The organism is Pseudomonas sp. CBC3, from assembly GCF_037967085.1.
GTDB lineage: Bacteria > Pseudomonadota > Gammaproteobacteria > Pseudomonadales > Pseudomonadaceae > Stutzerimonas.
Genome location: NZ_JBANEO010000003.1, coordinates 271,240 through 291,161, shown reverse-complemented (window position 1 = coordinate 291,161; position 19,922 = coordinate 271,240). Strand labels below are relative to the sequence as shown.

The window sequence follows — 19,922 nt, the reverse complement described above, 5'->3', positions numbered from 1 at the left end:
GCGGAACAGATGCCCGCTTACAAAACCAATTTGCCAGAAGCCGAAACATCAAGCACTGCTACCGATCAACGATCAGACGTGTCCCCGCGGGCTTGGTTCAGCGAAACGCTGGTGACTGGTTCACAAAAAAGCCCGGAGCACGCGCAGGTGTCCGGGCTTCTCTCAGTACTGCATGGCTTCAGTCGACCCAGACCCGCGCGTTGCGGAACATGCGCATCCAGCCACCGTCTTCCTGCCACTCATCTGGGCGCCAGGAGTTGGTCACGGCACGGAAGACACGCTCCGGGTGCGGCATCATGATGGTCACGCGACCGTCGCGCGTGGTCAAACCTGTGATACCGCGCGGGGAGCCGCCAGGGTTGGCCGGATAACGCTCGGTGACCTTGCCATGGTTGTCCACGTAGCGCAGAGCAACGGTGCCGGATAGATCCGCCTCGAGCAGTGCTTCCTCGCTTTCGAACTCCGCATGCCCTTCCCCGTGCGCAATCGCGATCGGCAGACGCGAACCGGCCATGCCCTGAAGGAAGATCGACGGCGAATCCTGCACCTGGACCATGGCCACGCGCGCCTCGAACTGCTCGGAACGGTTGCGCACGAAGTGCGGCCAGGACTCGCTACCAGGCACCAGCTCGTGCAGATTGGAAAGCATCTGGCAACCGTTGCAGATACCTAGACCGAAGCTGTCGCTACGCTCGAAGAAAGCGCTGAATTCCTCGCGCGCACGGCTGTTGAAGAGGATCGACTTGGCCCAGCCTTCACCGGCGCCGAGCACGTCGCCATAGGAAAAACCGCCGCAAGCAACCAGGCCTTTGAAGCGTTCCAGGCTGATGCGTCCCGATAGAACGTCGCTCATGTGCACGTCCACAGCGGCGAACCCCGCGCGGTCGAAAGCGGCCGCCATCTCGGTCTGGCCGTTAACGCCTTGCTCACGCAGGATTGCCACCTGCGGTCGCACGCCGCGCTTGATGTAAGGCGCGGCGATGTCCTGGTTGACGTCGAAGCTGAGCTTGACGTTGAGGCCGGGGTTGTCCTCTTCCAGCAGCGCATCGAATTCCTGATCGGCGCACTCGACGTTGTCGCGCAGGCGCTGGATGCGATAGCTGGTCTCGCTCCACTGCTGTTGCAGTAGGCGGCGATCTCCACTAAACACTTCGCTGCCGGCAAGCCGGATCGAGATGTAGCCATTGTTGGCCGGCTGGCCGATCACCGCCACGCAATCGCCGAGGCCGGCGGCGCTGAACTGTGCCAAGACGATTTCGGTATCGTCCTGGCGCACCTGGATCACCGCGCCCAGCTCTTCGTTGAACAGCACGGCCGGAATCTCGTCCGCATCGTCCAGCAGACCGTCCAGGTTCAGGTTCAGCCCGCAATGACCGGCGAAGGCCATTTCCAGCACAGTGGTCAGCAGACCGCCGTCGGAACGGTCGTGATAGGCCTGCAGCAGGCCATCGGCATTCAACCCTTGGATCACCGCGAAGAACGCCTGCAGATCCTCAGCATCGTCGACGTCCGGTGCCTGGCGGCCAAGCTTGCCGTACACCTGGGCCAGGATCGACGCGCCCATGCGGTTCTGGCCACGGCCTAGGTCGATCAGGATCAGGTCGGTGGCGCCCTTGTCCAGCCGCAGCTGCGGCGTCAGGGTCTTGCGTACATCGACCACCGGCGCGAAGCCGGAGACGACCAGCGACATGGGCGAAGTGACGCTCTTCTCGGCGCCGTCCTCACCCCAGCGGGTTTTCATCGACATCGAGTCCTTGCCCACCGGAATGGTCAGGCCCAGCTGCGGGCAGAGCTCCATGCCGACGGCTTTGACCGTGTCGTACAGCCGCGCGTCTTCACCCGGATGACCGGCGGCGGCCATCCAGTTGGCGGACAGCTTGATGTCGGACAGCTTCTCAATGCGCGCAGCGGCAAGGTTGGTCAGCGTCTCGCCGATGGCCATCCGTCCGGATGCTGGGGCGTCCAGCAGCGCCAGCGGCGTGCGCTCGCCCATGGCCATGGCTTCGCCAGTGTTGACGTCGTAGCTGGTGGTGGTCACGGCGCAGTCAGCCACCGGCACCTGCCAGGGGCCGACCATCTGATCGCGCGCCACCATGCCGGTGATGCTGCGGTCGCCGATGGTGATCAGGAAGCTCTTGCTGGCTACCGCCGGATGGCGCAGCACCCGGCCAACGGCGTCATCCAGATAGACCGAGGCCGCGCTGAAATCATCACCCAGTTCGGCTTCGCGGTTGGCGCTGCGGTGCATGCGCGGCGTCTTGCCGAGCAGCACGTTGAGCGGCATGTCCACCGGCTTGTTGCCGAAATGGCTGTCGGCCACGGTCAGGTGCGGCTCTTCGGTAGCCTCGCCGACCACCGCGAATGGGCAGCGCTCGCGCTCGCAGATGGCCTTGAAACGCTCGAAATCAACGGCGTCCACCGAGAGCACGTAGCGCTCCTGGGATTCGTTGCACCAGATCTCGTGCGGCGCCATGCCCGGTTCGTCGTTGGGAATGTTGCGCAGATCGAAGCGGCCGCCGCGGCCGGCATCGTTGACCAGCTCGGGGAAGGCGTTGGACAGACCGCCCGCGCCGACGTCGTGGATGAACTTGATCGGGTTCTGTTCGCCCTGCTGCCAGCAGCGGTCGATCACTTCCTGGCAACGACGCTCCATTTCCGGGTTGTCGCGCTGCACCGAGGCGAAATCCAGATCCGCCGAGCTGGCGCCGGTGGCCATGGAAGAGGCCGCACCGCCGCCGAGGCCAATCAGCATCGCCGGGCCGCCGAGCACGATCAGCTTGCCGCCGACCGAAATCTCGCCCTTCTGCACGTGATCTTCACGGATATTGCCCAGGCCGCCGGCGAGCATGATCGGCTTGTGATAGCCGCGCACTTCTTCGCCGCGAGGGGTTTCGATGCTTTGCTCGAAGGTACGGAAATAGCCAGCCAGCGCCGGACGGCCGAATTCGTTGTTGAACGCGGCGCCGCCCAGCGGGCCTTCGATCATGATGTCCAGCGGGGTGACGATGCGCTCGGGCTTGCCGTAGGGCTTTTCCCAGGGCTGCTCGAAATCGGGAATGTTCAGATTGGACACGGTGAAGCCGGTCAACCCGGCCTTGGGCTTGGAGCCGCGACCGGTGGCGCCTTCGTCACGAATCTCGCCGCCCGAACCGGTGGCTGCGCCGGGGAAGGGTGCGATGGCGGTCGGGTGGTTGTGGGTTTCCACCTTCATCAGGATATGCACCGGCTGGCGGTGCGCGGCATATTCGCCGGTCGCGGCATCCGGGTAGAAACGCCCGGCCTCGTGGCCGACGATCACCGAGGCATTGTCCTTGTAGGCCGACAGCACGCCCTCGGAATGCATCTGGTAGGTGTTCTTGATCATGCCGAACAGGGACTTGTCCTGGCTCTCGCCGTCGATGTCCCAGCTGGCGTTGAAGATTTTGTGCCGGCAATGCTCGGAGTTGGCCTGGGCGAACATCATCAGCTCGATGTCGTGGGGGTTGCGCCCCAGCCCTTCGAAGCTGGTCACCAGATAGTCGATTTCGTCATCGGCCAGGGCCAGGCCCAGCTCGACGTTGGCCTGCTCCAGCGCGGCCCGGCCACCGCCCAGCACATCCACTGCGGTGAGCGGCTTGGGCTGTGCGTGGCTGAACAAATTGGCGGCGTCTTCGAAGCGCTCGAGCACCAGCTGGGTCATGCGGTCATGCAGCGCAGCGGCGATCAGCTGTGCCTCGGCATCGCCAAGCTCGCCTTGTACGTAGAAGGCGATACCGCGTTCCAGGCGCTGGATCTTGCCGAGACCGCAGTTGTGGGCGATATCGCTGGCCTTGCTCGACCAGGGCGAAATGGTGCCGAAACGCGGCACCACCAGGAACAGCCGGCCAGCCGGCTCCTGCACAGGGACGCTCGGGCCATACTTGAGCAGCCGGGCGAGCACTTGCTCCTCGTCCGCACCAAGCGTGCCGGATACTTCAGCGAAATGAGCGAACTCGGCATACAGCCCGCTTACAGCGGGGACCTTCGCGGTCAGTTGTGCCAGGAGCTTGCCGTGACGGAAGGCGGAAAGAGCGGGAGCGCCGCGCAGGATCAACATCGTCGGAACAGCCTCGGAGAGGGAGCAGTCGGGCCGCGTATTCTAGCCTATGACGATGGGCAAGGGGCAGTTCTCAGGGTACGCCGTAGGGTGGGCCGGGTGGCGCTCCGCTTCAGCCCACCAGAGCCATCGGTGGGCTGAAGCCCACCCTGTTAATGCAGTATCTGGCTTAAGAACAGTTTCGTCCGCTCATTGACTGGGTTGGTAAAGAACACCTCTGGATCGGCTTGCTCAACGATCTCGCCTTTGTCCATGAAGATCACCCGGTCGGCCACGGTGCGGGCGAAGCCCATTTCGTGGGTCACGCAGAGCATGGTCATGCCGCTCTCGGCGAGGCCGACCATGGTATCCAGCACCTCCTTGACCATTTCCGGATCCAGCGCCGAAGTGGGTTCGTCGAACAGCATGATCTTGGGCTTCATACACAGGGCACGAGCGATGGCCACGCGTTGTTGCTGGCCGCCGGAAAGCTGCCCAGGAAATTTGTCAGCCTGTTCCGGAATGCGCACGCGCTCCAGGTAATGCATGGCGATCTCTTCCGCCTGGCGTCGCGGCAGCTTGCGCACCCACATGGGCGCCAGCGTGCAGTTCTGCAGCACCGTCAGGTGCGGGAACAGATTGAAATGCTGGAAAACCATGCCCACTTCGCTGCGAATCGCCTCGATCTGCTTGAGGTCGTTGGTCAGCTCCACGCCGTTGATCACGATGCGGCCCTTTTGATGCTCTTCGAGCCTGTTGAGGCAGCGAATAGTGGTCGATTTGCCCGAGCCGGAGGGCCCGCACAGCACGATTCGCTCGCCCTGGGTGACGCTCAGGTCGATGTCCTTGAGTACATGGAACTGGCCGAACCATTTGTTCACGCCCTGCATCTGGATGACCGGTTCGCCGGAGCGCTCAGGCTGCCCGGCTTGCAGTGATGTATCGCTCATGGTGTCTCCCCTAAGTCCGGTGGCTGGTGTCGAGCTTGCGCTCCAGGTGCATGGAATAGCGCGACATGCCGAAACAGAAAATCCAGTAAACCAGCGCGGCAAAGACGTAACCCTCGGTGGACATGCCGAGCCAGGCAGGATCCGAAGTTGCGCGTTTGATGCTGTTGAGGAAGTCGAACAGGCCGATGATGATCACCAGGCTGGTGTCCTTGAACAGCGCAATGAAGGTGTTGACGATGCCGGGAATGACCATCTTCAGCGCCTGCGGCAGGATCACCAGGACCATGCTGCGCCAGTAGCCCAGACCCATCGCCGCCGCCGCTTCGTATTGGCCCTTGGGTATCGCCTGCAGACCGCCGCGTACCACTTCTGCGATGTAGGCGGCCTCGAAGAAGATCACCATCACCATGGCCCGCATCAGCTTGTCGAGGTTCATCTCCTCGGGCAGGAACAGCGGCAGCATGACCGATGACATGAACAGGACGGTGATCAGCGGCACGCCGCGCCAGAATTCGATGAAGGTGACACACAGCACACGGATCGCCGGCATGTCCGAGCGGCGCCCCAGCGCCAGCAGGATGCCCATCGGCAAAGCGCCAGCAATGCCCACTGCGGCGATCACGATGGTCAGCATCAACCCGCCCCAGCGCGACGTCGGAACCATTTCCAGACCGAAGAAGCCGCCGTGCAGCAGCCAGTAGGCCAGCAACGGATAGAGCAACAGATAGCCGATGCCGTAATGCACCTTGCGCGGCATCTGCCGGAGGAACAGCGGCGCCGCGCCGAGGACCGCCAGCCAGGCGGCGGCATCCACCCGCCAGCGCAGCTCCGTCGGGTAGAAGCCGTACATGAACTGACTGAAACGCGTTTGGATGAACACCCAGCACGCGCCCTCCCGGCTGCAGTCGGCGCGCGTCTCGCCGGTCCAGTCAGCCTTGATGATGGCCCAGTCGATGATCGGCGGGACGATCACCCAGATCAGATACAAGCCGACCAGCGTCATCAACGTATTGATCCAGCTGGAAAATAGATTGGCCCGCAGCCAACCGACCACGCCGATGTTGCGCGAAGGTGCCGGCAGGTCAGGCTTGAACATATGAGTCGTCATGAGCCTGCCCTCACCGTTCGATCAGCGCGATGCGCTTGTTGTACCAGTTCATCAGCAGCGAAATGCTGATGCTGATAGCCAAGTAGACGCTCATGGTGATTGCCATGGTTTCGATCGCCTGACCGGTCTGGTTGAGCACCGTGCCAGCGAACAGCGAGACCATGTCGGGGTAGCCGATGGCGGCCGCCAGCGAGGAGTTCTTCGCCAGATTGAGGTACTGGCTGGTCAACGGCGGAATGATCACCCGCAACGCCTGCGGCACGATGACCAGCCGCAGCACCCGACTGGGTCGCAGCCCCAGCGAAGCGGCCGCTTCGGTCTGGCCATGGCTCACCGATTGAATGCCGGCGCGCACGGTTTCGCCGATGAAAGCTGCCGTGTAGATCGACAGTGCCAGCACGATGGACACAAGTTCGGGAATCACCACCCAGCCGCCACGAATGTTGAAGCGTTGCAGCTCGGGGATCTCCCAGAGGAACGGCCCGCCAAACACCACTGCACACAGCCCTGGAATCCCGAGGAACAATCCGAGACTGGTCCAGAACACTGGAAATGACTGCCCCGTGGCATGACGCCGGGCCCGCGCCCAGCGGTTGAGCAGGACGATGGCCGCCAATGCTAGGAACATCGCGATCCAGAACGGCCAGAAGCCTTCCCCCGCGCTCGGCGAAGGCATCTGTATGCCCCGGTTGTTGACGAAGATGATGTCCCACAGGGACAGGCTGTCGCGCGGCCCGGGCAAAGGGGCAAGCACAGCGAAATAGACGAAGAATATCTGCAGCAGCGGCGGAATGTTGCGGAAGATCTCGATATAAACAGTGGCGATCTGGCGGATCAGCCAGTTCGGCGACAATCGGCCTATTCCGAGAATGAAGCCGATGATAGTCGCCAGAATGATGCCGACTACGCTCACCAGCAGCGTATTGAGCAGACCGACCCAAAAGACCCGGCCGTATGAGTCGCTTTCGCTGTAGTCGATCAGGTGCTGAGGGATGCCGAAGCCGGCGGCGTTATCGAGAAATCCGAAACCGGAATTGATGCCCCGGTGGGCAAGATTGGTCTGGGTGTTGTGAAACAGAAACCAGCCGATCGCGATGACAGTAATAACGGCGATGACCTGGAACAGCCAGGCACGCGCCTGTGGATCCGTGAGCAGCGAGCCGCGCGCCGCCCCCGATTTGGCAATGGTTCGCATCAAGAAACCTCATTCGGCGGCGCCGGTGCGAGCGCACCGGCATCGCTCATCCTTGAAACAAGGCCGACTATGCGCCGGCCCGGCTCGATCAACGCACCGGCGGTGCGTATTGGAGGCCCCCATTGTTCCAGAGCGCATTCAGCCCGCGTTCGATCTTCAGCTCACTACCGGAGCCGATGTTGCGCTCGAACACTTCGCCGTAGTTGCCGACTTGCTTGACGATCTGCACTGCCCAGTCCTTCGGCAACTGCAGATCCTTGCCATATTCGCCTTCAGCACCGAGCAGACGCGCGACATCCGGGTTCTTGGTGTTTTTCGCGGTGTCCTCGACGTTCGCCGCCGTAACGCCAAGCTCTTCGGCGTTGATCATGGCGAAGAGTGACCAGCGCACGATATCGAACCACTCCTCGTCACCTTGGCGCACCGCAGGGCCGAGCGGCTCCTTGGAGATGACCTCCGGCAGCACGATGTAATCGTCCGGCTTGGCCAGCTTGATGCGCTGGGCATAGAGCTGGGATTGGTCGGAGGTGAGCACGTCGCAGCGTCCGGACTCCAGCGACTTGGCGCTCTCATCCGAGGTGTCGTAAGTGATGGGTGTGTAGTTCAGGCTGTTGGCGCGGAAATAGTCGGAGAGGTTCAGTTCGGTGGTGGTGCCAGCCTGGATGCACACAGTGGCGCCATCGAGTTCCTTGGCGCTGGACACGCCGAGCTCCTTGTTCACCAGAAACCCCTGGCCGTCGTAGTAGGTGACACCCGTGAAATTCAGCCCCATCGCCGAGTCGCGCGAACTGGTCCAGGTGGTGTTGCGCGAAAGCACGTCGACCTCACCCGATTGCAGTGCGGTGAAGCGCTCCTTGGCGGTCAGCGGGCTGAACTTCACCTTGCTCGCATCGCCAAATACCGCAGCCGCTACCGCGCGGCAGACATCCACATCGATTCCCTTGTACTCGCCCTTGGCGTCGGCATATGAAAAGCCCGGCAACCCGTCGCTGATACCGCACTGCACGAAGCCTTTGCTTTTCACGGCATCCAGGGTCGCCCCTGCCTGAGCCAAGCCGCTGGCGCCCAAAAGTGTCGCGGCACCAAGCACGGCCAGTGTGGATTTAACCCTTGTCATCGAAACCTCCAGTTTGCTTTTTTATTCTGCTGGGTCGGGGTCTTCCGCCTGCATCGCAATATGCCTGCCGACGTAACGGCCGAAGGACCTGACCTGAGTCTAGCCGCCGATTGATGATCGGCAACTCCTCCCGATGCGTTCGCCTGCAAGAACGCAGACGACACCGGCGCAGATGGCGCAAGGGCCAAAGCAAGCGGCATACCAGATCGAGCGAAAGCGCATTTCCCGCTATCTTGCCGCTTCATCGCACGGGCCGGTGCAGGTAACCTCGCCGCATATTGCCGCATTCACCTTTCGCGCCTGCCCCAACTTGAGGCGGGCGCCCAGACGGAGCCCAACATGAGCGACCCCTTGATCATCGAACCTGCCAACACCGCGGACTCATGCGTCATCTGGCTGCACGGCCTCGGTGCCGATCGCTACGATTTTCTACCGGTGGCCGAAGCGCTGCAGCAGCGCCTGCTGCAGACACGCTTCGTGCTGCCTCAAGCGCCTACCCAGGCGGTGACGATCAACGGCGGCTGGGCGATGCCAAGCTGGTACGACATCATCGCCATGAGCCCGGCTCGGGCCATTAACCAGGCCCAACTCGAGCAGTCGGCGCAGGCCGTGATAGCGCTGATCGAGGCGCAGCGCGACAGCGGGATCGACCCTAGGAGAATTTTCCTGGCAGGCTTTTCCCAGGGCGGCGCGGTGGCCTATCACACCGCCTTCCTGCGCTGGGCCGGGCCGCTCGGCGGGGTTATGGCGTTGTCGACCTACGCGCCTACCTTCAACGATGATCTGGAGCTGTCGCCATTACAGGCGAGCCTGCCGGTGCTCTGCCTGCACGGATCGAGAGATGACGTCGTGCCGCCCGCTATGGGACGAGCCGCTTATGAATGCCTGGTGCAAAACGAGGTTTCGGCCCAGTGGAAGGACTATCCAATGGCCCACGAAGTGGTGCTCGATGAGATCCGCGACATCGGCGATTGGCTCACTGCGCGCCTCGGTTGATCGGCAAGACAGGCGAGCGCGCAGCTGAAGAAAATGTGATGCCGCGCGCCTGTCCTGATCACAAAACAAGGCTACGCTTGGGGTTGGTAGAACAAACTCGATGCGCCTGCCATTGCAACGCACATCGCGGCCAGACGAAGCCGACCCTGCCGGTCATTACAAGGCCCTTGCGATAGCCATGACGAATAAGCCTTCCAGCCGGATATGGCAGCAATGAAGCTTGCCGAACGGCGGGCCGAGATGCGGCACCTCAAACAGGCGCGCCTTCTGGAGCATGTCGACGAACCCTGCCTGCGGCTGATGCAGGAGGCTTTCGAGCCGTGCACGCTCGCCGCCGGAGACGTTCTGCTCACGCCGCTGGAGCACAATCAATATCTTTACTTGGTTCTCAGTGGCGAACTCGCCGTTCACCTCGACTCGCTCGATAGCCCACCCGTACGCGCCATTGGACCTGGCGATTGCGCCGGCGAAATCAGCTTCATGGACAATCTGCCGCCATCGGCTTACGTCGTTGCGCTCGAGTCTTCGGAACTACTGCGGCTTCATCGCCGCTCGATGCCGCTGCTGACGCGGTCGCCCAGACTGATGCAAAACCTTGCCGAGCTGCTTTGCCAGCGTGTTCGCCTGAGCGATCGTTTGATCATCAACAGTGAGCAGAATGCCAACGTCGACACCCTGACCGGCTCTTTCAACCGCCGCTGGCTGGAACATATTTATAACCGCGAGAGCACCCGCTGCGCCTTCAACGGCCAACCGCTGTCGCTCCTGATGCTCGACGTCGACCGGTTCAAGGATTACAACGACCGACACGGACATCTGGCTGGCGACCATGCGCTTTGCCTTGTGGTCGACACGCTTGGGAAGTTGCTCCGTCCGAGCGACAGCCTGGTGCGCTACGGAGGCGAGGAGTTTGTGATCCTGCTTCCCGATATGGGACTGGACGATGCACGCAACGTTGGCGAACGCCTGCGCCAGAGCCTCGATGAAATCACTTCGTTCCGCTCGCCGATCGGCACGCTGCCGGGCGTCACGATTTCTATCGGCGTCGCGCCGATGCAACCCAATGACGATTTGAAAAGGCTGATCCAGATCGCCGACCAGGCGCTTTATCAGGCCAAGGCGCAAGGACGAAACTGCGTCTGCGGCTGACGAGCGGGCAACTGCGATGGCGGCTCAGAGCAAGTCTTCGCCGTATCTGCTTCTTGCATTACACTGGCGGGCGAACCTTATAGACAGAGACGGAAACCGTGCTCAAAGCACTCAAGAAAATTTTTGGCAAAGGTCCGGCAGAGCTACCAGCCGCCCAGCCTGCCAGCGACACCTCGACACCTATCGACACTCCTCGCCCTGCGCGCCCTAAAACAACCGAGCAGTCGGTCGACGCAGCAGCAGCGCCCAAGCCTCGCCGAGAGCGCTCACGCAAATCCGCAGCACCGCCCGCCCCCGCCTGGAAACTGGAAGACTTCCAGGTCGAACCGGCCGAAGGCAAAACGCGCTTTCATGACTTCAAACTCGCCCCGGAACTGATGCACGCCATTCACGACCTGGGTTTCCCGTATTGCACGCCGATCCAGGCACAGGTTCTGGGGTTCACACTCAAAGGCCGCGATGCAATCGGTCGCGCACAGACCGGCACAGGCAAAACTGCGGCCTTCCTGATTTCCACCATCACCCAGCTGTTGCAGACGCCGCCGCCCAGCGACCGTTACATGGGTGAGCCGCGGGCGCTGATCATTGCGCCGACCCGCGAACTGGTGGTGCAGATTGCCAACGACGCACTGAACCTGACCAAGTACACCGGCTTGAACGTGATGAGCTTTGTCGGCGGCATGGACTTCGACAAGCAACTCAAGGCGCTGGAGTCCCGCTACTGCGACATTCTGGTGGCTACACCGGGACGCCTGCTGGACTTCAACCAACGAGGCGAAGTGCATCTGGACATGGTCGAAGTGCTGGTACTCGACGAAGCCGACCGCATGCTCGACATGGGCTTCATCCCCCAGGTTCGCCAGATCATTCGCCAGACGCCACCCAAGAGCGAGCGCCAGACGCTACTGTTTTCCGCCACCTTCACCGACGACGTGATGAACCTCGCCAAGCAGTGGACCACCGATCCGGCGATCGTCGAGATCGAAGCGGTTAACGTTGCGAGTGATACGGTCGAGCAACACGTTTATGCCGTAGCGGGCAGTGACAAGTACAAGCTGCTCTACAACCTGATCACTCAGAACGACTGGACCCGCGTGATGGTGTTCGCCAACCGCAAGGACGAGGTACGCCGTATCGAGGAGCGCCTCACCCGTGACGGTATCAGCGCCGTGCAGATGTCCGGTGACGTGCCCCAACACAAGCGAATCCGCGCACTGGAAGGTTTCCGCGAGGGCAAGATTCGCGTCATGGTGGCAACCGACGTAGCCGGACGCGGCATCCATGTCGACGGCATCAGCCACGTGATCAACTTCACTCTGCCGGAAGTACCTGACGACTACGTGCATCGTATCGGACGCACCGGTCGAGCCGGCGCCAGCGGCACCTCGATCAGCTTTGCCGGCGAGGATGACGCCTTCGCCCTGCCGGCCATCGAAGCATTGCTGGGCCGCAGCATCAGCTGTGAAATGCCACCCGCAGAGCTCCTGGCGCCCGTTCCGGCCAAGCGCTGAGCACCTCAGAAAGCGAAAAGGCGAAGCCGCTGCGGCTTCGCCTTTTTTATGCCCGAATTGCCCTGTCACTGCAGTCGAACTGACGCAAATCACCCATCAAGTCCTATAAGCACCTACAGTGAAGGAAACCCTTCACAGCAGGAGCCAAGCATATGGTCGACATCGACACCATGCTGATACTAATCATCGCGAGCTTCATCCTGATGGGCGCCGGCTTCAACTTTCGCGAGCGGGGATGGGGTGTCGCGCTACTCGGGCTGGGCATCCTGTCGATGCTTTCCACCCTGTTCTACAAACTGCAGATCACCTTCGGCTGACGTTACTGCCGCCACCGCTCGGCGGCGGCCTGGTCGCTACAGCGCCCTTCGACCCAGCGCGGGCCGGACGGGGTGTCTTCCTTCTTCCAGAACGGCGCTCGAGTCTTCAGGTAATCCATGACGAAGCGGCAACCGTCGAATGCCGCTTCGCGGTGTGCGCTGGTTGCGCCGACGAAGACGATCGGCTCACCTGGTTCGAGTCGTCCAACCCGGTGCAGGATCTCCAGCTTGAGCAAGGGCCATCGCGCAGTCGCCTCCTCGATGATCTTCTGCAACGCCTTTTCCGTCATGCCCGGCGCGTGCTCGAGAAACATACCGGCGACATCATGCCCATCGTTGAAATCGCGAACATAGCCGACGAAGCTAGTTACCGCGCCGATACCGAGGTTCGCGGCGTGTAGCGCATTTAGCTCGGCGCCCGGATCGAACGGGTCATGCTGGACACGCACGCTCATATCAACCTCCGGTCACGGTGGGGAAAAATGCCACTTCGTCGCCGTCGGCCAGCGGCTCGTCGAGTCCGCACAGCTCCTGATTGCGCGCGCACATCAGCCCCCCCTCGCTCAGTACCGACCATTCGCTGCCGCGTGCCAGCAGCTGCTGTCTGAGGTCGTCCACGTGCCGAAGCGATGCATTCCACTCCAGCTGCTCGGCATCGAGCCCAAGGGTTTCGCGATAACGAGCGAAATACTGCACGTGAATCATGTTGGCACCTGCCAATGTCCGCTTTTCCCGCCCAGCTTCTCCAGCAGCCGCACCCCTTCCACGACCATGCCCTTGTCGACGGCTTTGCACATGTCGTAGATGGTCAGCGCGGCAATGCTCGCCGCAGTCAGCGCTTCCATTTCCACACCGGTCTGGCCGGCCAGTTTGCAGTGCGCCTGAATACGCACGCAGTCGTCCCCTTCGGGCTGCAAGTCGACCTTGATGCTGGTCAGCAACAGTGGATGGCAGAGTGGTATCAGTTCATGGGTCTTCTTTGCCGCCTGGATGCCGGCAATGCGGGCGACCGCGAATACGTCGCCCTTGGGGTGTCCGCCCTGCTGAATCATCTGCAGGGTTTCGGGAAGCATGCGGACCTTTGCCTCCGCCACCGCCTCGCGTGCCGTAACGGCTTTGGCGGTAACGTCGACCATGTTGGCCCGCCCCTGGGAATCGAGATGGGTGAGCATTGCTAACCTTTTTGTTATTGGGACAGGCCGCCAGTCTAACCGATGGAGGTTGGAGGCTGGACGAAATGCCCGCCACCGTCCAGCTCTCCAGCGCTGCCATCGGTCTTTGTGCCTTGGTTACATATGGGCCTCTGCGTACTCGGCAAGCACCGAACGAGGCACGCCCTGCAAGGTAATGTGCATGCCGTGCGGGAAGTCCTTGAAGCGCTCTGTGAGATAGGTCAGTCCCGAACTGGTGGCAGATAGATAGGGCGTGTCGATCTGCGCCAGGTTCCCCAGGCACACAACTTTCGACCCACTGCCGGCCCGCGTGATGATGGTTTTCATCTGGTGCGGCGTAAGGTTCTGGCACTCGTCGATGAGGATCAGGCTCTGCTGGAAGCTACGGCCACGAATGTAATTGAGCGATTTGAACTGCAGCGGCACCTTTTGCAGGATGTAATCGACGCTGCCGTGGGTGTTCTCGTCATCCATGTGCAGCGCTTCGAGGTTGTCGGTGATCGCGCCGAGCCAGGGCTCCATCTTTTCCGCTTCGGTGCCAGGCAGGAAGCCAATGTCCTCGTCCAGCCCCTGTACGCTGCGCGTCGCGATAATCCGGCGGTAACGCTTGCTCGCCACGGTTTGCTCGATGGCGGCGGCCAGTGCCAGGATGGTCTTGCCGGAGCCCGCGGCGCCCGAGAGATTGACCAGATGAATGTCTGGATCAAGCAAGGCAAACAATGCCAGCGCCTGATGGATATCCCGCGGACGAAGCCCCCAGGCCTCCTGATGCAGCAACGGCTCCTGATGCATGTCGAGCAAGAGCAGCTCGTCCGCCTTGATACCCTTGATCCAGCCGACGAAGCCCTGCTCGTCGAGGATGAACTCATTGATGTGCACGGCCGGCAGGTTGTCGATTAGCTGGACACGGTGCCAGGTTCGTCCATGTCCCTGATGGGTATCGACCTTGCTGACGCGATCCCAGAACGATCCGCTCAGGCTGTGATAACCGCGCGACAGCTGGCCCACGTCGTCTACCAGCTTGTCGGTGTGATAATCCTCCGCGGCCACGCCACATGCCCGCGCCTTCAAACGCATGTTGATGTCATTGGTGACCAGCACTACAGGAACACCCGTGCGGCGTCGCTGCAGGTCCACGACCTGATTGATGATCTTGTTGTCGTTGAGGTCTTCCGGCAGTGCGCTGGAGTCGGCGCCCTTGCTCATGAGAATCGACAGGCTGCCGCAGGGCCCGCTCTTCTCGCGCTGAATCGGCACGCCGAGTTCGACCTCCTCGGGCGTCGCGTCGCCAAGCACCTTGTCGATCAGACGGATCGCCTGGCGGCACTCTGCCGCCACGGTGTGCTTGCCGGTCTTGAGCTTGTCCAACTCTTCCAGAACCGTCATCGGAATGGCGACCTGGTGTTCCTGGAAATTCAATATCGCGTTGGGGTCGTGAATCAGAACGTTGGTATCGAGAACGTAAAGGGTGGGCTGAGTAGCGCGGGGTCTGCCGTAGTCATCCATACACGATCACCTTTTCGGAGCCGGACGACGGAGGGCCGAATGCTCTCCGCCGCAGAAAAACCACCGTGCGCAAGGTGAGCGGACTTGGGAGGCAGGGGCTTGGGGCCACCCAGAGGCCGCCACCTGTGAGTGCAGGTTTCGGCGGTCTTGATGTCGTAATACCGCAAAAATGATGACAGGAAAAAGTCTTTTTCCATTCGCCGACGTTTTTTTATCGAAACGACGAACTGCGCTTGGCGGGCTTCCAGACGCTGACTAGGCTCAATAATCAACCCGGACACTTTTGCCGCACCGGTTCACCTCCGCCGTCACGTGAACCAACTCCGAGAAGTCAGCCAGCTCGGCTTTGTAGCGATCAGCCGAATACGCTTGGTGGGTGACGAGCGTGACGACGCAGCTGTATTGCGCGCGGCCGACCCGCCACAGGTGCAGGTCTGCCACATCCGTATCGGGCACCGCCTCCAAACGCTTCTGCACGCGCTGCACCAGTGGATCATCCATTTCGCGATCCAGTAGCGCCTTGCCGGTGTCGCGCAACAGCCCTTTGGCCCAGACCAGAATGACCACCGCCCCGATGATGCCCATCAGCGGGTCCAGCCAGTTCCAGCCGAAATACTTGCCTCCCAACAGAGCGATAATCGCAGCGACTGACGTCAGCCCGTCGGTCAACACGTGAACGAAGGCCGCGTGGCGATTGAGATCCCGCCCTGGCGCCGCCTCATGGTCGTGGCCGTGGCCGTGGCCGTGGCCGTGGCCGTGGCCGTGGTGATCATGCTGCTCGCGCAACAACCAGGCGGACAGCAGGTTCACAGCCAGCCCGATGAACGCCACCCACAGCGCCTCGTCGAAACCGATCTGCGCCGGCGACCAGAAGCGCGACAGCGACTCGCCGATCATCATCAGCGCCACCACGACCAGCAGCACGGCACTCGCGAACCCCGCAAGGACCTCGATTTTCCAGGTCCCGAACGCGAAGCGCCGATCATTGGCGTAGCGGCGCGCCAGCAGGTAGGCGATCGCCGCCATGCCGATGGCCACCATATGGGACGCCATATGCCAGCCATCGGCGAGCAGCGCCATGGAATTGAACAGGTAGCCAGCGGCGATCTCTGCAGCCATGGTCAACCCGGTCAGCACCACGACCGCCCAGGTCTGTCGCTCGGCCCCGTGTTCGAGCGGACGATAGTCATGAGACGGCGTCCAGTGTGAATGATTGCAGTCGGTCATAAAGCGCTCCTGAATCCGGCATGCCGAGCTTGTCCCCTTCCCCCACGGCAAGGTCAAGCTTTTGGTTAATCGAGTCCATAGGTGGAGCCATGGCACCGATAAAGCCTAGAATCGGCCCCCTTCAAAGGAGACCGATGCATGCTGATGGTGATATCGCCGGCCAAGACCCTGGATTACGACTCCCCACCGACGACCGAACGTTTCACTCAACCCGAGCACCTCGACCACGCCCAGCAGTTGATCGAAGGGTTGCGCGAACTGTCGCCGCAACAAGTCGGCGAACTGATGCACCTTTCGGACAAGCTCGCCGCTCTGAACGTTGCCCGCTACGGCAGTTGGACGCCCGAATTCACACCGGCCAACGCCAAGCAAGCGCTTCTCGCGTTCAAGGGCGATGTCTACACTGGACTGAATGCGAGCGACTTTACCGAACCGGATTTCGATTTCGCCCAGAAGCACCTGCGCATGCTGTCCGGGCTTTACGGGGTTTTGCGTCCGCTCGACTTGATGCAACCCTATCGATTGGAGATGGGCACCAAACTGGTCAACAGCCGAGGCAAGGATCTGTATGCCTTCTGGGGCGAGCGCATCAGCAACTGGCTAAACGACGCATTGGCGGCACAAGGGGATGACGTCCTGCTCAACCTGGCTTCGAATGAGTATTTCGGCGCGGTCAAACGCAAGGCCTTGAATGCCCGCGTCATCGATGTCGATTTCAAGGACATGAAGAACGGCCAGTACAAGATCATCAGTTTCTACGCCAAGAAAGCGCGCGGCTTGATGAGCCGCTATGTGATCAAAGAGCGCATCGAGCGGCCCGAGCAACTGAAGGACTTCGCTTACGATGGCTATCGTTACAGTCCGTCTGACTCATCCAGCGACCATTTGGTGTTCCTGCGCGACGTTCAGTCCTGAACCCGCCCTCCCCTCGCGGCGGATGAGAGCCGCGGGGGTTCTTCCGCTCCCTCTCTCGGCCTGCCACTCATCGCTGATCACTACGCCGTCTGGCGTCCGTCGCCGTCTAGTTCGCGGTCTGGCGAGCTTTATTCGTCAATTCAAAAAAACTCCCCGATCAGCGGCAGCTACTCAGGGAACTATCCGAAGGCACCGGCAATCATAAGCGCGTACCGGCATTTCCAGATGGAAAGGGACGTCGCACATGAACGTGCAGTGGATTTCAAAACAGAGCTCAACGGATCAGCCAGAGTGGCCCTCTACGGTCGTTGCATATGATTCGCTGAGATCAGACCGAAGCAAGATAGGGACTCACCGCCATTGCCTCACGCGCCACAATCAGCGGGGCGGAGCGCAGCCGAAAACAGCGCACTTCTGCCCGTATCGGATTGGAGGGCTTGCGGCCACCCATTTCGGAGCGGTGATCAGCGCCGCAGCACCAAGAGCGTCTGCGGTCCAGACAAAACCACATATTCCATGCTCGGACCACGCAGTGGCTCCGAAGGCAGTTTCATTGCTGGAAAAAAGAGCCTGGCGGCGAGCCGCAGCTGAAGGCCAACCAGAAGCGTAGGACGCGCACGAATCCGTGCAGCCAAATGGACAAGAAGAACTCCCCTTCTCAACGATTCAGGAGAAACAACATGATTCCGGTCATCCTCTCAGGCGGTAGCGGTTCCCGGCTCTGGCCTCTTTCGCGCAAAGCGTTTCCCAAGCAGTTTCTCGCCCTTACGGCTGAGCAGACGCTGTTCCAGCAAACCATCGAGCGGCTCGCTTTCGAAGGCATGCAGCCGCCTCTGCTGGTTTGCAATCAGGAGCACCGCTTCATCGTCAAGGAGCAACTGGCCGCACGCAAGCTGAGTATTCAGGGCCTTATGCTCGAGCCTTTCGGCCGAAATACCGCACCGGCAATCGCCATCGCGGCGATGAAGCTGATTGAAGAAGGCCGCGATGAACTCTTGCTGGTTCTCCCAGCGGATCATGTGATCGAAGACCACAAAGCATTCCAGCGCTCGCTGGCGCTTGCCACGAACGCGGCGGAAAACGGTGAGATGGTGCTGTTCGGCATCCCCGCGACTAGCCCAGAGACCGGTTATGGCTACATCAAGTGCGATCACAACGAGCGCAATGGCTTGCCGGAAGGCGTCAACCGCGTCACCAACTTCGTCGAGAAACCTGACGAAGCGCGTGCCCAGCAGTATGTCGAGTCGGGTGATTACTATTGGAACAGCGGCATGTTCCTGTTCCGCGCCAGCGTATTCCTGGAAGAACTGAAAAAACATGACCCGGACATCTACGACACCTGCTGGGCCGCGCTGGAGCGCAGCGCCAAAAATGGTAATGAAGTCCTGATCGATCCGGAGACCTTCGCCTGCTGTCCAGACAACTCGATCGACTACGCAGTGATGGAAAAGACCGAACTGGCCTGCGTCGTGCCCATGTCGGCAGGCTGGAGCGATGTTGGCTCCTGGTCATCGCTGTGGGACGTGCTGGAAAAGGACGAGAACGGCAACGTGACCAGAGGCGACGTGATCGTCGAAGACAGTCGCAACTGCCTCGTTCACGGCAACGGCAAACTGGTAACCGTGGTCGGCCTGGACAATATCGTAGTGGTCGAAACCAAGGACGCCACGATGATCGCGCACAAGGATAAAGTCCAAGACGTCAAAAAGCTGGTGAACAAGCTCGATGACATGAAGCGCTCCGAAACGGTGAACCATTGCGCGGTGTATCGCCCTTGGGGCTGGTATGACTCGGTCGATATGGGCGGTCGCTTCCAGGTCAAGCGGATATGCGTCAACCCGGGCGCGCAACTCTCCCTGCAAATGCACCATCACCGCGCTGAGCACTGGATCGTCGTATCCGGCACCGCCCAGGTGACCTGCAATGACAAGACCTTCCTGCTGACCGAGAACCAGTCGACCTATATCCCGGTAACCTCCATCCACCGACTGGCCAACCCCGGCAAAATTCCACTGGAGATCATCGAAGTTCAGTCAGGCAGCTATCTCGGCGAAGACGACATCGAGCGACTGGACGACGTATACGGTCGCGCCCGTGACGATGTAGCAAGTCATTCGGCCCGCTGAATCACGCTGCACCAAAAGCCGCGCCAGCGTCAGGCGCGGCTTTGTCGTATCTGAACGAAGTGCAGCTCCATTTGATGTACTCAGTTCAGGCGAAACATAGCGCTGTTACATAAGCAGGGAACACCATCGAATCATCGGGTGTTACGCTGACAATCTGTTAGCCCAGCGCCTTGCGATAACTTTCGCATACACTTGTTCACGCCCCATGCTTGCAAAGCAGCCGGCCAGCCCATTAAATAAAGCCATCGCCAGACTTATCTGCCCGTGCCGCTATCGGCATCGGTCAGTGCATCGGCGCCGAAACTATAGGAAGGAAAGATAAAGAGTGACCAAAGATGAATTACGCGCCGAACTGGAACGGCAGGCCAAGCGCTTCCAGACCGTATATGGGGGCGAAGTAACCACCTACGCCGCGCAGCCCGACCCCGAACGCAAGCCTTGGCGGAAAAAGCAGACAGTTCACGATCAGGTGTTCCAGAAAGAATTGGAAAAAATAGAAAAAGAACTATCGCAAAAGGTAACCGAGACCGAATAACTCTTCGGTGCTCGGCCCGATTGCTATTCAAAGCGACCCGAGCC

Annotated in this window: 17 protein-coding genes; 7 read left to right on the top strand and 10 right to left on the bottom strand. The window is 60.9% G+C overall.

All coding sequences use genetic code 11. From position 1 onward, the window contains the following. Window positions 1–178 precede the first annotated feature (178 nt). The 5 genes from purL to V6943_RS13815 all read right to left on the bottom strand — a co-directional run bounded on the left by purL (window position 179) and on the right by V6943_RS13815 (window position 8,424). On the bottom strand, window positions 179–4,075 hold the full coding sequence (purL, locus tag V6943_RS13835) for a phosphoribosylformylglycinamidine synthase (protein ID WP_340553999.1): 3,897 nt from the start codon (window positions 4,073–4,075) through the stop codon (window positions 179–181). Window positions 4,076–4,227: 152 nt separating this feature from the next. Next, window positions 4,228–5,004, bottom strand: a complete 777-nt coding sequence (locus V6943_RS13830; RefSeq protein ID WP_131650685.1) for an amino acid ABC transporter ATP-binding protein — start codon at window positions 5,002–5,004, stop codon at window positions 4,228–4,230. Window positions 5,005–5,014: 10 nt separating this feature from the next. Beyond that, window positions 5,015–6,112 (bottom strand): amino acid ABC transporter permease, encoded by a 1,098-nt coding sequence (locus tag V6943_RS13825; RefSeq protein ID WP_340553998.1) that lies wholly within the window; start codon window positions 6,110–6,112, stop codon window positions 5,015–5,017. 10 nt (window positions 6,113–6,122) lie between these two features. Next, window positions 6,123–7,307 (bottom strand): amino acid ABC transporter permease, encoded by a 1,185-nt coding sequence (locus V6943_RS13820; RefSeq protein ID WP_340553996.1) that lies wholly within the window; start codon window positions 7,305–7,307, stop codon window positions 6,123–6,125. Between the two features lie 88 nt (window positions 7,308–7,395). After that, entirely contained in the window at window positions 7,396–8,424 is a 1,029-nt protein-coding gene (locus V6943_RS13815; protein ID WP_340553995.1) for an amino acid ABC transporter substrate-binding protein, read from the bottom strand. A gap of 339 nt (window positions 8,425–8,763) precedes the next feature. Here V6943_RS13815 and V6943_RS13810 point away from each other — a divergent pair, with 339 nt between their 5' ends. The 4 genes from V6943_RS13810 (at window position 8,764) to V6943_RS13795 (ending at window position 12,397) form a co-directional block, all read left to right on the top strand. Further along, window positions 8,764–9,420, top strand: coding sequence for an alpha/beta hydrolase (locus V6943_RS13810; protein WP_131650691.1), 657 nt, complete (start codon window positions 8,764–8,766; stop codon window positions 9,418–9,420). Between the two features lie 213 nt (window positions 9,421–9,633). Then, window positions 9,634–10,569, top strand: coding sequence for a GGDEF domain-containing protein (locus V6943_RS13805; RefSeq protein WP_181100404.1), 936 nt, complete (start codon window positions 9,634–9,636; stop codon window positions 10,567–10,569). Between the two features lie 98 nt (window positions 10,570–10,667). Beyond that, window positions 10,668–12,080: an ATP-dependent RNA helicase RhlB gene (gene rhlB, locus V6943_RS13800; protein WP_340553993.1), complete on the top strand. Its 1,413-nt coding sequence runs from the start codon at window positions 10,668–10,670 to the stop codon at window positions 12,078–12,080. Between the two features lie 152 nt (window positions 12,081–12,232). Beyond that, entirely contained in the window at window positions 12,233–12,397 is a 165-nt protein-coding gene (locus tag V6943_RS13795; protein ID WP_165914247.1) for a hypothetical protein, read from the top strand. 2 nt (window positions 12,398–12,399) lie between these two features. On the opposite strand, the gene moaE is transcribed toward V6943_RS13795, so the two are convergent. The 5 genes from moaE to dmeF form a co-directional block, all read right to left on the bottom strand. Further along, window positions 12,400–12,852 (bottom strand): molybdopterin synthase catalytic subunit MoaE, encoded by a 453-nt coding sequence (moaE, locus tag V6943_RS13790; RefSeq protein WP_181100400.1) that lies wholly within the window; start codon window positions 12,850–12,852, stop codon window positions 12,400–12,402. 1 nt (window position 12,853) lies between these two features. Then, window positions 12,854–13,102: a MoaD/ThiS family protein gene (locus V6943_RS13785; RefSeq protein WP_340553991.1), complete on the bottom strand. Its 249-nt coding sequence runs from the start codon at window positions 13,100–13,102 to the stop codon at window positions 12,854–12,856. Continuing rightward, window positions 13,099–13,569, bottom strand: coding sequence for a cyclic pyranopterin monophosphate synthase MoaC (gene moaC / locus V6943_RS13780; RefSeq protein ID WP_340553990.1), 471 nt, complete (start codon window positions 13,567–13,569; stop codon window positions 13,099–13,101). Before moaC ends, V6943_RS13785 begins: the two co-directional genes overlap by 4 nt. A 117-nt stretch (window positions 13,570–13,686) precedes the next feature. Continuing rightward, on the bottom strand, window positions 13,687–15,075 hold the full coding sequence (locus V6943_RS13775) for a PhoH family protein (protein ID WP_340553989.1): 1,389 nt from the start codon (window positions 15,073–15,075) through the stop codon (window positions 13,687–13,689). A gap of 261 nt (window positions 15,076–15,336) precedes the next feature. Then, window positions 15,337–16,302 (bottom strand): CDF family Co(II)/Ni(II) efflux transporter DmeF, encoded by a 966-nt coding sequence (gene dmeF, locus V6943_RS13770; protein ID WP_340553987.1) that lies wholly within the window; start codon window positions 16,300–16,302, stop codon window positions 15,337–15,339. Between the two features lie 138 nt (window positions 16,303–16,440). On the opposite strand from dmeF, the gene yaaA reads away from it, so the two are divergent. The 3 genes from yaaA to V6943_RS13755 all read left to right on the top strand — a co-directional run bounded on the left by yaaA (window position 16,441) and on the right by V6943_RS13755 (window position 19,878). Beyond that, window positions 16,441–17,217 carry a peroxide stress protein YaaA gene (gene yaaA / locus V6943_RS13765; protein ID WP_340553985.1) on the top strand — a complete coding sequence of 259 codons (777 nt, stop codon included), beginning with the start codon at window positions 16,441–16,443 and terminating at the stop codon, window positions 17,215–17,217. A gap of 680 nt (window positions 17,218–17,897) precedes the next feature. Beyond that, entirely contained in the window at window positions 17,898–19,343 is a 1,446-nt protein-coding gene (locus V6943_RS13760) for a mannose-1-phosphate guanylyltransferase/mannose-6-phosphate isomerase (protein ID WP_131650702.1), read from the top strand. A 325-nt stretch (window positions 19,344–19,668) separates the two neighbouring features. Beyond that, window positions 19,669–19,878: a hypothetical protein gene (locus tag V6943_RS13755; protein WP_131650703.1), complete on the top strand. Its 210-nt coding sequence runs from the start codon at window positions 19,669–19,671 to the stop codon at window positions 19,876–19,878. Window positions 19,879–19,922: the final 44 nt, after the last annotated feature.

What these genes read in the sequence shown, in the direction of transcription:
- purL (WP_340553999.1), bottom strand. Translation starts at nt 4,075, where the DNA reads ATGTTGATCCTGCGCGGCGCTCCCGCTCTTTCCGCCTTCCGTCACGGC.
- V6943_RS13830 (WP_131650685.1), bottom strand. Translation starts at nt 5,004, where the DNA reads ATGAGCGATACATCACTGCAAGCCGGGCAGCCTGAGCGCTCCGGCGAA.
- V6943_RS13825 (WP_340553998.1), bottom strand. Translation starts at nt 6,112, where the DNA reads ATGACGACTCATATGTTCAAGCCTGACCTGCCGGCACCTTCGCGCAAC.
- V6943_RS13820 (WP_340553996.1), bottom strand. Translation starts at nt 7,307, where the DNA reads ATGCGAACCATTGCCAAATCGGGGGCGGCGCGCGGCTCGCTGCTCACG.
- V6943_RS13815 (WP_340553995.1), bottom strand. Translation starts at nt 8,424, where the DNA reads ATGACAAGGGTTAAATCCACACTGGCCGTGCTTGGTGCCGCGACACTT.
- V6943_RS13810 (WP_131650691.1), top strand. Translation starts at nt 8,764, where the DNA reads ATGAGCGACCCCTTGATCATCGAACCTGCCAACACCGCGGACTCATGC.
- V6943_RS13805 (WP_181100404.1), top strand. Translation starts at nt 9,634, where the DNA reads ATGAAGCTTGCCGAACGGCGGGCCGAGATGCGGCACCTCAAACAGGCG.
- V6943_RS13795 (WP_165914247.1), top strand. Translation starts at nt 12,233, where the DNA reads ATGGTCGACATCGACACCATGCTGATACTAATCATCGCGAGCTTCATC.
- moaE (WP_181100400.1), bottom strand. Translation starts at nt 12,852, where the DNA reads ATGAGCGTGCGTGTCCAGCATGACCCGTTCGATCCGGGCGCCGAGCTA.
- V6943_RS13785 (WP_340553991.1), bottom strand. Translation starts at nt 13,102, where the DNA reads ATGATTCACGTGCAGTATTTCGCTCGTTATCGCGAAACCCTTGGGCTC.
- moaC (WP_340553990.1), bottom strand. Translation starts at nt 13,569, where the DNA reads ATGCTCACCCATCTCGATTCCCAGGGGCGGGCCAACATGGTCGACGTT.
- V6943_RS13775 (WP_340553989.1), bottom strand. Translation starts at nt 15,075, where the DNA reads ATGGATGACTACGGCAGACCCCGCGCTACTCAGCCCACCCTTTACGTT.
- dmeF (WP_340553987.1), bottom strand. Translation starts at nt 16,302, where the DNA reads ATGACCGACTGCAATCATTCACACTGGACGCCGTCTCATGACTATCGT.
- yaaA (WP_340553985.1), top strand. Translation starts at nt 16,441, where the DNA reads ATGCTGATGGTGATATCGCCGGCCAAGACCCTGGATTACGACTCCCCA.
- V6943_RS13760 (WP_131650702.1), top strand. Translation starts at nt 17,898, where the DNA reads ATGATTCCGGTCATCCTCTCAGGCGGTAGCGGTTCCCGGCTCTGGCCT.